Origin of the sequence: Rhizobium sp. RHZ02, from assembly GCF_014851575.1 — a bacterium.
Classification (GTDB): Bacteria; Pseudomonadota; Alphaproteobacteria; order Rhizobiales; family Rhizobiaceae; genus Rhizobium; species Rhizobium altiplani.
The window spans coordinates 79,661-91,505 of sequence record NZ_JACUZX010000016.1 but is presented as its reverse complement, the minus strand read 5'-3'; the positions used below and the strand labels follow the sequence as shown (position 1 = coordinate 91,505).

General features: G+C 56.5%; 9 protein-coding genes. 4 read left to right on the top strand and 5 right to left on the bottom strand.

Features of this window, described 5'->3' with window-relative positions:
- Positions 1-712 precede the first annotated feature (712 nt).
- From IB244_RS20955 to IB244_RS20945, 3 genes are all read right to left on the bottom strand, one after another.
- Positions 713-1,708 (bottom strand): transglutaminase family protein, encoded by a 996-nt coding sequence (locus IB244_RS20955; protein WP_246734550.1) that lies wholly within the window; start codon positions 1,706-1,708, stop codon positions 713-715.
- A 73-nt stretch (positions 1,709-1,781) separates the two neighbouring features.
- Positions 1,782-2,336, bottom strand: coding sequence for an OmpA family protein (locus tag IB244_RS20950; RefSeq protein WP_192305411.1), 555 nt, complete (start codon positions 2,334-2,336; stop codon positions 1,782-1,784).
- Positions 2,333-3,010 (bottom strand): L,D-transpeptidase, encoded by a 678-nt coding sequence (locus IB244_RS20945; RefSeq protein ID WP_169683824.1) that lies wholly within the window; start codon positions 3,008-3,010, stop codon positions 2,333-2,335. Before IB244_RS20945 ends, IB244_RS20950 begins: the two co-directional genes overlap by 4 nt.
- 319 nt (positions 3,011-3,329) lie before the next feature.
- Here IB244_RS20945 and IB244_RS20940 point away from each other — a divergent pair, with 319 nt between their 5' ends.
- The 4 genes from IB244_RS20940 (at position 3,330) to IB244_RS20925 (ending at position 9,711) form a co-directional block, all read left to right on the top strand.
- Complete coding sequence (locus IB244_RS20940) at positions 3,330-4,613, top strand: porin (RefSeq protein ID WP_312867261.1); 1,284 nt, start codon at positions 3,330-3,332, stop codon at positions 4,611-4,613.
- A gap of 624 nt (positions 4,614-5,237) precedes the next feature.
- Positions 5,238-7,835, top strand: coding sequence for an EAL domain-containing protein (locus IB244_RS20935; protein ID WP_192305409.1), 2,598 nt, complete (start codon positions 5,238-5,240; stop codon positions 7,833-7,835).
- Positions 7,836-8,024: 189 nt separating this feature from the next.
- The gene (locus IB244_RS20930; protein WP_246733812.1) at positions 8,025-8,339 is read left to right on the top strand and encodes a hypothetical protein; all 315 of its coding nucleotides are present in this window, start codon (positions 8,025-8,027) and stop codon (positions 8,337-8,339) included.
- A gap of 205 nt (positions 8,340-8,544) precedes the next feature.
- On the top strand, positions 8,545-9,711 hold the full coding sequence (locus tag IB244_RS20925; RefSeq protein ID WP_169683804.1) for an amidohydrolase: 1,167 nt from the start codon (positions 8,545-8,547) through the stop codon (positions 9,709-9,711).
- Positions 9,712-10,161: 450 nt separating this feature from the next.
- Here IB244_RS20925 and IB244_RS20920 read toward each other — a convergent pair whose 3' ends face one another.
- Together IB244_RS20920 and IB244_RS20915 are read right to left on the bottom strand one after the other, a co-directional pair.
- Positions 10,162-10,398 carry a hypothetical protein gene (locus tag IB244_RS20920; RefSeq protein WP_169683803.1) on the bottom strand — a complete coding sequence of 79 codons (237 nt, stop codon included), beginning with the start codon at positions 10,396-10,398 and terminating at the stop codon, positions 10,162-10,164.
- A 930-nt stretch (positions 10,399-11,328) separates the two neighbouring features.
- Positions 11,329-11,763 carry a pyridoxamine 5'-phosphate oxidase family protein gene (locus tag IB244_RS20915; RefSeq protein WP_029792536.1) on the bottom strand — a complete coding sequence of 145 codons (435 nt, stop codon included), beginning with the start codon at positions 11,761-11,763 and terminating at the stop codon, positions 11,329-11,331.
- Positions 11,764-11,845: the final 82 nt, after the last annotated feature.

Genomic DNA, 11,845 nt, shown 5'->3' with positions numbered 1-11,845 from the left:
GACTAGGGGGGGAAGAGATTGTTTGCGGGGAGAAGGAAAAGATATGCGACGGTACTTCGATGATGCATTCCATTTCGTCATACTGCGCTTCTCCGGCATACGCGTTAAGGGATCCCCAGCAGTGGCTTCATCATTGTACAGGTCGACCTGATTGTGAAGCTTGGAAATATCCTTTGGAGCGAAAGCGTTTTGCGCCGTGTATGACTGTGACCTTTCGACCTCAGTACGCGCGGCTCAGGCGGCAGGGTAACGTCGAACGTGGAATGACGGTTGAGGCCTGCCCCAAGAAATCTGACGCACGCCAGATGACTGCCGCGACCCCCTCGTGTGGCAACAAACTTTGCCCGTTCTGCTCCGGCGCCGCTCTGACGATCTCGTCCTGATCATGCCAACAGCGGCCGTCCCAGGCCAGCTGTTGCGGTAAGTCACAGATGTTCCGGTAGAACGGAAGTTCTCACGAGCTGTGGCTGCTCGGTGGTGTCATGTTGTTTGATTAGGACCGAACAGGGTATTCTTCTGTGAAGTCAGACAGTCGCACCTGTGACGGTCTTTGCCATGGCACAGATCCAATGAATGTGCGCGGCCAGGCTGACCGTTTTTCAGTAGAACGACGCATAGATTGCAGCGTGCTGAAAAGGACAGAGAGCTTTCTTGCGCAACTGGCTTGCGCGGGCCACCCCGAATTACAACGGGACAATGCGCATGGATCGAACTAGTCTCTGACTTCGGACAAATCCGGGATCTCACCAATCTTGTTGACGGCGACGTCGACCGTCATGCCCAGATAGTCTTTGGCTTCTCCAAACCATGAGCCTTCCAATGGTATTGCCTGAGCTGGATGTCGGGCGACTGCCACCGGGATCAGATTGAAACCCGCGGTGATCTGGTTCGTCGGGTCGTAATCTAGCCATCCTGCACCGGGGAGAAATACCTGCAGCCAGGCGTGTGTGGCGCCGGCGCCCGTTGTTCCGACCGCGCCGCCGTCCAACGCCGCGTCGTACAAGTAACCTGATACAAAGCGGGAGGCGATCCCGAGCCGGCGCAATGCCTCTATCATCAACCAGGCATAGTCACGGCATGATCCTGATTTGGTGCGAAGCGTTTCGCCAGGTGACTGGGTTCCTTCTGTTTCTCTCGCACAGTAGGTGAAGTCATCCTGGAAAGTGTTCAGCATCCGACGCAACACGTCGATGGTTTGGTCCTGGTCGCGCGCGACGAAGCGCTTGGTCCAGGCGGCTACGCTTCCATCAGGATCTTCGGTATGCGGACGCAAATAGCCCGCGAGATCGGTCCATTCATCGGGGGTATATTGCACCGGGATTTCGTCGGCGCGCGGTTCCAAGGGGAAGGCCTCCACTCCCTTTACTCCGAAAAAGACACCTTGAACCTCAAACGTAAACGTCAGTTCGGCGCCGGCCTCGCTGAACTCCATCACGGTCACAGTGTTGGAACGGGGATCGCTGATCCAGTGAATCTTTGAGGGAACGCTCGTTCTCGCTGACCAACCGAGCAGACGCGCCCAGGCGCCACGTCGCGGCAAAAATATTGCTCGGTGCGTGCCGAAGGTAACAGGCTTGGCATACCTGTAGGTCGTAACATGTGTGATCTTACCAAGAATCGCCATGTCTACCAGCTCTGCCGCAAATAAATAGGATCCCTTGCCGAAACGGGCGATGGTGAAGTTGCATAGGTTCAGCCATTTATCCATGACCAGCCCATAGCGGCGTGTCAACGGCCTTCACGCGTGCCGCGGCCAATGCGAACTGGGCGCGATACTGCGGTCAGACCGAGTCGCGCTGAGTACGAAGATTGGATACAACGCGCCGGTTTTGCACCTTGCACGAGCGGCTCGTGCAGTCGCGGACTTCGCGATCGTTGCCGTAGCCCTTGGCCCATACGCGGTTGGCGTCCACGCCCTTCGAAACCAGATAGGCCATCACTGCATCGGCGCGTCGCTGTGAAAGTGTCGTCATTGCTGAACCAGATCCGGAATCGTCGGCAAATCCCTGCAGCTTGACCAGCCATTGCGGGTTGCTGTTGAGCCAGGTTGCCTGCTTATCCAACGTTGCCTTGGCGACGGTATCAAGCGTGGCCGAGTCCTGCGTAAAATAGGTCCGTCGGCCGACATTCAGAATGAAGTCCTGTTCGCTTCCGGCCGCGACGTTCTCGAAGCCGGGCGCCGGATCGTTGGTCTGTCCGGTCATCGGCGCCACGGCAGGCTCCTCCACCTCGGCGATATCGGTGGTGCTGCAGGCGACAAGCGTCAAGAGCATGGCCGCAGCGACGAGAGGCCTAGAACATCCGGTTAATACAGACATCAGGGTGATATTCCTCATTCGACCGGAACCGCTTGGTTCGTCTGCGCGGCATTTTGAGCTTGATCGGCAATGTGGGGCAGGACCTGTACCGCGGTGCCGATGGGGCACCGCTGATAAAGATCGATTGCATCTTCGTTGAACATGCGAATGCAGCCGCTGGAGGCATCCTTGCCGATACTGCCTGGCTCCAGAGTACCGTGGAAACGATAGCCGGTATCGACGCCGTCGCGAAGCAAATACATCGCGCGCGGCCCAAGTGGGTTCTTCGGTGAACCTCCATCTACCGACTCGGGCAGCTCGGGGTGGCGTTGACGCATCTCCGGCGGCGGCGTCCAGCGTGGCCAAAGCGCCTTCTGGTCGATCGTGGCTCGGCCGTACCATTTGAAGCCCTCGCGGCCGACACCGACGCCATAACGAATGGCCGTCTTGTTCTCCATGATCAGGTAGAGAAAATGATGCGTCGTATCGACAACAACCGTACCAATCGGCTCGCTGCTGAAATATTTGACAACCTGGCGGTGCCACTTCCTGTCGATCTTAGCAAAGTTCGTGCTTCGGAACGTCACACCGTTGTCGATACTGGTTCCGGAAAAATATGAAGCGGCCGCAGCTAAAGTCGGCTTCTCGACCGCCGCCAAGGTTCCGACCGAAGCCAAACCGCCAAGCAGAATATCCCTGCGCGTCCACCTCATCGGCATCCCCCGAAAGCCAAGCAGCGAGGCGCTCATGTAAAACAGATTTTTCGTGGCCGACAAGAATAAAAATGCATTGCTCTGCATCCTCGGTGGATGCGGCGCTGCCGCCTGTCCCAGTCGCATGCCTGAAATCGCTGGCGGGATATCCTTCCCGCCGTCGCGCCGGTCACAGGATTCGCATAGCGCGGACCCACAACTGATAGAGGCATCGTAGTTTACGGTATCATACCGGAAATGGCTTGTGTCTTCCTGCGTTCTTCGCTCAGGTGGATCGAATTGGGAAAGTCGAGCCCGACAGCTACGGCGTGATTGCGATGTGGAAGACGAATCAGTAGATTGGCATTTGGCGTCCCTCGCGTGCAACGTTGACACTTATCCCATGCTGACGGAACGCCCCGGGGGACACGTGATGCGACGAGTTAAATACAGTGCCGTGCATGCGCCAATCTACTCTCTCCTCGCATTGTGTCTGCCGGCCGGGATCGCGGTAGGGCAGGAGGTCGCGAAACCGACTCAGAAACCCTCTGAGACGAGCAAGGCGGATGAGCGTTGGATTCCGAAACTGCGGCTCGGGGATGACACCGCCTACCTGGAATTTTACGGCCAGATCAACAAAGGCTTGCTGGTTTACGACGACGGCGGTTCGACTGACAATTACTTCCCCGTCGACAACGGCAACTCTTCGACACGCGCCGGCTTTCGCTTTTACTCCAAGATGGAGAACAACTGGTCGGTGGGCGGAAATCTCGAATGGGAATGGACGCCCTATTCGACAACGAACGTCAATCAGCTCAACAAGGGCGACTACGATTGGGAGGCACAGCTTCTGCGAAAAGCAGAAGTCTATATGGAGTCGAAGGAATACGGGAAGTTCTGGTTCGGCCAGGGTAGCATGGCGTCCGATGGCAGCGCCGAAGTCGATTTGTCCGGCACCTCGGTCGTCGGCTATTCGCTTATCTCGGACATGGCCGGCGGACCGTTCCTCAGGTTTGATGATGGAACGCTCTCTTCAATACGCGTCAAAGACGCCTTCACAAACTACGATGGTCTCGGTCGAAAATTGCGATTCCGCTACGACACCCCATCCTACGGCGGATTCAGCGTGTCGTCGTCCTTTGGGACGCAAGCCGTACCTGAGCCGTCTGACGTCGCCGTGTGGGACATTGCGTTGCGCTACGACCAAACGATCGAGGACGTCAAAATCAGCGGCGCATTGGCGTTTTCGAGGCCGGGCGATGGCAATTCGATCTACGACGCCTCGGTTTCACTGTTACATCAGCCAACGGGCCTGAGCCTTACCCTTGCAGCCGGCTACTCGGACAAGGAGTCCATCGATGGACACTACGGCTATGCCAAGGTTGGTTACCAGACGGATATATTTGAAGTCGGCAAGACAGCCTTCTCCGTCGACGCCTATTTTGGTCGGGACATCAAGGGCAAGGGAACGGATAGCGATTCCTACGGTGTGCAAGTCGTACAGAATCTCGATTATTGGCAGACCGAACTTTTTGTCGGTGCACGCACTTATTCGTACGACGACGAAGTCGCAAGTGTCCAAGACAGTTATGCTGTGCTCGCAGGCGCCAGACTGAAATTTTAGCGATATCGCACGCTCGCCGTTTGAGCGCGCAGCCTCTTCAACGAGGGCCTGGCTTGTAGCGGCTAAGAACTGCGCGGTTGGATCCAGCGGTCTCGAAAAGCTCATTGACGCTGTTCGAAACGCTATGATGTTAAGCAAGGATCCGGTGCCTGAACGTCATCAAGCGCAACATGCACAGACGAGTTGCGCTCGATGTCCGGTTGCCGCGATGGATAGGCGCGACTTACGGATCCCACGTCAGCAAAAGCGCGTCAGATCCGAGGGTTGACCCGGAACGTGACAGCCGAACTTGGCCGGCGATCGTCGCCGGTTACAAGGTCGCCCGTGCGAATAGGTTGGTTCAACGCGGACGTTACTGTCGCAACCCAACTATCCCCTATCGGCCCGGTCTTGTCCCACAAGCTCCAGTGGGCCGGTCCCCGCGTGCAGCACTTTGCAACTAAGTTCGCTGTAGCTTGAATGCTGTACTTGGTTTCAAGCGTTCGGATACGCGGGCACTCCCTTCTACATTTAGCATCGTTCAGACATATAGCGGGCAACTGCGGTACTGAAAAAGCATAACTATTTTTAACCCGTCATTTGTACTTGTGCCGTAGCGTGTCGCTCAACCTGAGCGAGGATGGCATGCACGGTCTGGGCAATGATGTGGCTAATTTTTCCGGTCGAGATTTCATTCGACGGATCGTCTATCCCATGGCAGCAGTCATGGTTGTCGCAATCTTGGTCGTAACCGTCGTCCTTGTCTTGTCGGCACGCCAACAAAACAAGCTGGAAGTCGAAGCATCCACGAGACTTGCGACAACCGCACTCCAAGTAAAGGCCCGAGAGGTCGGACGGGATCTGCGCAACTATACCATTCGTCAGGATGTCTACGAAAACATCAGCAGGAGTGGCAACAGTGCCTGGGCCGCGACGGACGGGAATATCGGGCCGAACATTTACAAGGACCTCGGCTACGAACTGGTATTCGCCGTCGCTCCAGGCAACCGGACGATCTATGGGCTGATCGATGGAGAGCCGAAGGACGTCGACGCGCTGAAAGTGATGCCACGCGGACTTCGGGATCTTCTGAATGTCGCCTCCATTCAGGCCGACCCAACGACAAGCTTGATCAAGTCCGGGAGCGATATCTATGTGGTGGCGGCAAATGGAATACTTCCGCCCTCCATTGACCGTTCGAACGTAAAGCCAAGAGACCTCACCATGTTGGTTTTCGCCGAACGACTGGACCAGAAGTTTCTCGATCGGATGGGGCGCGACTACCTGCTGTCCGATTTGAAAATCTCGCTTGATCGAGTGGACGATGCCGAGGCCTCGATCCCACTCCTGACTCAGGATCGCGTTTTCCTCGGAACGATCTCCTGGTCTCCGCCGAAACCTGGCGAGCAGCTCCTTCGCTTCATCTTGCCACCACTCGGCATCGCCCTTGTCGTGCTCGCGGCATTTGCCGTTCTGGTGGTCAGAAATGCTCGCCGTTCGACCTCGGCTCTGGAGGCCTCGGCGAAAACTGTCGAAGCATATGCACAGACGCTCAAAGAGAGTGAAACCAGGTTCAAGGATGTTGCTGAAGCTTCCTCCGACTGGATTTGGGAGAGCGATAATGATCTCCGACTGGTCTACTTCTCGACGCGCTTCAGCGACGTCACGGGACTTTCGCCACAAGCCATTCTCGGCAAGACGTTCGAACAATTCTTCTCGCGTGATACGGATGCAGATGGCTGGAGGCAACTGATGGCAGGTAGCAGCGATCAGCGCGCCTTCCGGGATCTGCGTTGTGCTTATCGGGACGCCAACGGCAATGGGCGCATTTGCCGGCTGGCGGGGCGCCCGATCGTTGCTTCGTCAGGGGAGTTCCTGGGTTTTAGAGGAACGGCGACTGATATCACCGAGGAGGTGGAAGCACAGGAGCGAGCCAGCCATCTTGCCCATCATGACGCACTCACGGGTCTACCCAACCGAGCGCTCTTTCACGAACGGCTGAACATCGCACTGGCAGCGACCGCGGAACAGACTGCACGCGTGGCAATCATCTGTCTCGACCTCGATCACTTCAAGGAAGTGAATGATACGCTCGGACATGGGGCAGGGGACCTGCTTCTCCAGCAGTTGTCGAACCGTCTGCTCGGATGCGTGCGCAAGCACGATACGGTCACCCGTCTCGGTGGCGACGAGTTTGCAATCATTCAAATGGGCGTTGCTCAACCCCTTGAAGCAGAGGAGCTTAGCCGAAAGCTGATCGATGTGGTGCGCGCACCCTTTACGATCGAAGGGCAGGATCTGCACGTTGGTGTCAGCATCGGCATTGCCATTGCAGACGCCACAGAGACCGATCCCGAGCGCCTGTTGAAGAATGCCGACATTGCTCTTTACAGAGCCAAGCAGAGCGGGCGTGCCACCTACCGGATATTCGAAGCGCAAATGGACGCCGAACTCCAGCAGCGCAAGGCACTGGAATACGACCTCAGACAGGCGGTTCTAAAGGACGAGCTGGAAGTCCACTATCAGCCCCTCATCGATCTCGGGAAGCGTCAAGTTGCTGCCGTGGAAGCGCTCGTAAGGTGGCGTCATCCAGCACGCGGCTTGGTATCGCCTGCCGATTTCATACCATTGGCCGAAGAGACTGGCCTCATCGTTTCGATCGGCGAGTGGGTGCTCGAGACGGCCTGCCGCCAGGTGCTCGATTGGCAAAACCTTCGAGTTGCGGTCAATCTCTCCCCGGTCCAGTTCCGAAACAGGGAGTTGGTTGAAACCGTCCGCCAGGTTCTGGTGCGGACCGGTTTGGCGCCTGAACGGCTCGAACTTGAAATCACAGAAAGCGTGCTGATCAATGATGCGTCGGCTGCACTCGAGATCCTGAACGGTCTGAAGAACCTTGGCGTGAAGATCGCCATGGACGATTTTGGAACCGGTTATTCGTCACTGGGCTATCTGAATTCGTTTCCGTTCGACAAGATCAAGATAGACAAATCCTTCATCGGCGACATGGACAGCAAGGACAAGTCCGGGGCCATTGTGAAATCCGTGATCGGCCTGGGGCAGAGCTTGAACATGGTTACGACAGCCGAAGGCGTCGAGACACCGGAGCAAGCGGAATTCCTGAGGCAAGAGGGTTGCGACCAGGTCCAAGGTTACTATTTCAGCAAACCCGTGACAGCGCCCGAACTGTCCACGTTCATTGAGCGATGGGATGGCGCCAGAGCCTGGGGCGACGTCGCTGCCTGACCGAGTGTATCGGCGGCAAAAGACAGACGGCAGGAGTTTCCCGGCACGTTCCAATAGTCAATCTGGAAGGCGCGCATAGCAGCTATTCGGCTTTTGCGTTTGCCTCACATTCCCGTTTGCTTATTTTGCATCTCCCGTCAGGTCTGCGTTCCCTGGCTTTGGTCCGAGGTAGAGATAATCGGAGGCATGATGCAAAACATGATTGTCGCGGACAATCACATGGCGTCCGTTGAAAACGGCACCAAGACGATTGCGGTTCGCGTTGGATACTGCACGGTCAAGCCGGGGCCCCTCGAGATCAGATCCGCGAGTGGATGTTGGCCAACGACCCCGGTGTACGTCGTTTCCGTCCAGAGAAAATCGATCTCGGCACTGAGTTCGGACGAGCTCAGCCAAAGTGGTTTTTCCAACGTCAATACACTGGTCAAGCAACTCCAGCCCGCCCATCCCTGTCTTTCGACAGATTCCGATGTCACCGTGATCAATTGGAAGGTGGCCAGTTAGCGGTCAATGTGCGGGGTTCCCCGAGACGTTCCGATCAGTGCTTCCGGTGTCGAGGCTTCAGTCGCATGGGCGTGGAGGAGGCACCCTCTCTCGACGCAATGGCTCGCCCTTGCCAGCTAAGCAATACAGAGAGCCGCGGCTTGTCGCTTGAAATGCGAGCGTTTCTTGTGACAGAACGCCGGGGAAATCACGAAGGAAGCCGAACGTGAAACTGGACATCGAAGCTGTCGCCGAAGAGGCAAAGACTTGGCGCCGACACATACATCAAAACCCGGAACTGCTTTTCGATCTGCCTGAGACGGCGGCCTTCGTTGCAAAGAAACTACATGAGTTCGGTTGCGATGAGGTTGTCACGGGGATCGCGAAGTCGGGTGTCGTGGCCGTCATCAACGGCTCAAGAGGTCCGGGCAAAACGCTTGGCTTTCGCTGCGACATGGATGCTCTTCCCATGTCGGAGCAAACCAATCTGCCTTACGCATCAAAAGTGCCGAACCGCATGCATGCCTGCGGTCATGACGGCCACACTGCAATGCTGCTTGCTGCGGCGAAGTGCCTGGCCGCAAGCCGCGATTTTCCAGGTGCGATCGTGTTGATCTTCCAGCCCGCCGAGGAAGGCGGTGGCGGTGCCCGCGTCATGATTGAGGAAGGTCTCCTGGAGCGCTTCGGGATCGAAGAAGTCTACGGTATGCATAATGAGCCAGGCGTCGATGTTGGTTCATTCGCCATACGCAGCGGTCCTTTCATGGCAGGCGCCGACCGGTTCCTGGTGACGATCAACGGCAAGGGTGGGCATGCGGCATCCCCGAACCTCACCCGGGACCCGGTATTGGTAAGTGCGCATATGATCACCGCGCTGCAGTCGATTGCGTCCCGGTTTACCGATCCCTTCGATCCGGTTGTCGTATCGGTCACCTTCATGAACGGCGGCAACGACCAGGCTCTTAACGTGATTCCTGCATCGGTTAAGATAGGGGGTACTATTCGAACAATGCAGCCTGAAACGCGCAACGCAGTCGAGCAACGCTTCCGCGATATCGTGGGGATGGCAGCCAAGCTCTTCGAAACGGAGGCCGAGATCACCTGGATTCCAGGATATCCGGTCACCGTCAACGACGAGGAGAAGACCCGCGTGGCCGTGTCGGCTGCCGCCAACGTCGTAGGGGCGGGTCGTGTCGAGACGGCCTATGCGCCATCGATGGGGGCTGAAGACTTCGCATACATGCTTGAGCAACGCCCGGGCGCCATCATTCTCGTCGGGAATGGAGACAGTGCCTACCTTCATCACCCTGCATACAATTTCGACGATAGAGCAATCATTTACGGCGTCAAATACTGGTTGTCATTGGCAAATCAGGAGCTCGGGCGCCTTTAGCGTCCATAAGGCACCTGTCAGGCGTGCAAACAAAAAGGCCGGCACCTCCCTCGGCGCCGACCTCTCGTAATCTGTCTCAACAACAACTGCCAGTACATCCGTGGTCAGCCGTCAGAGACATGATGGGTTGAATGTAAACCTTTGCGAAGAAGCGTCAAGTACAGCTTCCGGAGCATGCTGCCGCCGCACGACGCGGTCAAGCCGTCACCAGTACCCAGCAAAAGCCGGAATGAACGCCCCAATCGCAATCAGTGCCAATGCTGGCCAGTTTTTTGGAGATACTGGCCTCGGGGTTCGAGCGTGCGGCCACCCTGCAACGTTCGATGCGGATCACTCAGCCGTCTATCAAGCGTTGGCCGGAAAGGACGAGTGTTCCGGCGACAACAAGAGCTGCGCCAATCAAGATTGCCCACATCACCGCCTCCGCGATCTTGGGGGACCCGTATATGGCTAAACCCGATCCAGACTTGATTGTTCCGTATCTGTATCGGGGAGGATGATCGAAGCCTCTGCCAGTTTTTCCCGCGCAACGCGTTCCAGCGCGGCTCTTTCGTGCTCGCCTTGCTTCCAAAGTGCCAACAGCAATGTGGCGATCTGAAGTACTGCTTTCCTGTCCCTAGCAATTCCTTCCTCGCGACAGATCGTCTTAAGGACAGCATTCACGACGGAGAAATCGACACGGTCCATTAGCCACCCGCGCCGGGAGGAACGTCGTTCGTCAGAAGTTCCTTACGCTGACTAGTATCTTCGGCAGCCGCGTCGATCAACGCGTCAGCAGACTGCGTAAGGCCCACCCCCGCTCCGCGAGATCCGGAATAGGCTCCATCGAGGACGGCCAAACCAGCCGGAGTAGTTGTCGTGGCGTTCTTCATGATTTTCTCCACGGCGCCTGCGCTAGCCGTCTTTCGACTGAACTGCGCGCCGAGACCTTTGCAACAGTGCCAGGCCCACTTGGCCGATGCCGAGTAACGGTATGGTGGTAAAGTAGCGAGATCGAAGTGGTTCAAGGTTGCAAATGTCGCTTACGCGCCCTCTGTGAGAAAATTGAAAAAGCAAAGCCCGACGGACGGGGTCGTCGGGCTTTTTTGCATGGACCTACAGACGTGTGGACCTGACAGCAGAACGCTGCATCTCGAGAATTAGCGTTATGGCCGAAAGTTTCAAGCGCGTCCAGATGCCCATATGAGCAGGATCTCAATCGTTTCAGGCGCTCGGTCTGCATGTTGTGGAAGTAGGAGGGAGGTTCACGAGAGGGCGAGAACCTCCCCTTGCACTTCTGAAGAGAACTCCTCTGCGGCGGGGATCCGCATGATTGGAGTTAGGCCTTTACCTTTGTCTTTTCCATGTTTCCACATTCCTAATATACGCTTACCCGCAGATGCGGTCCATTTGCTCAAAAGCATTAAGTCCCCGGTGGAAACGTGTCCGGAAATTTCGAACAGGTGGAACTAGGCACTGGCGTCGATGCCACTGAAGAGCGGAAGTGTCGAACAGGTCAGTTCTGTCATCCATTCTTCTTCCCTTGTGCCGAGTAGAAAGAGTGTGGATGCAATAGCCCGCTCTTCCAGATGGGAACCGATAACGAAGGGCGAAGCCTCTGTCGGAGCTAAGTCTCAGTCACGCCTCGATGACACCGTTGTCTTCGCCATCCCAATATTTCAGCCGGTCCGCTTGGACCTTGATCAGAAGAAGTCCCGGGGTCTCAACGCCTTGTGGAAACCAGCGTTCCAGATCTTTCACCCAGTGGTCATCGAACATGCTGCGATCGCGGACAAGTGACGCTTTGCCCTCAATCGAGATGAACATGCCGGGCCTGCCGAGCATGCTGGGCGCTTCGCAAAAGGCGAGCGTCACGCAAGGATCGCGATCGATGTCAGTGATTTTTGAGGTGTTGTCATACGAAAAGAAATAGCTATCGCCATCATACTCGGTGTCTCCATTGTTGCTCATGGGGCGATTTGCGATTACTCCGCTCGATGTCTTCGTCGACATCATGCAAAAGTCGATCTTGCGCATCTTTTCGGATAAATCGGCCAGTGACTTGCCTGCCATTTCAAAACTCCCATACAGAGCTGCGGATCGGCGGATCCTTGTCCGTGAGATGGAAACGGTCTTTGTTAAAAAAGGTTCGCCG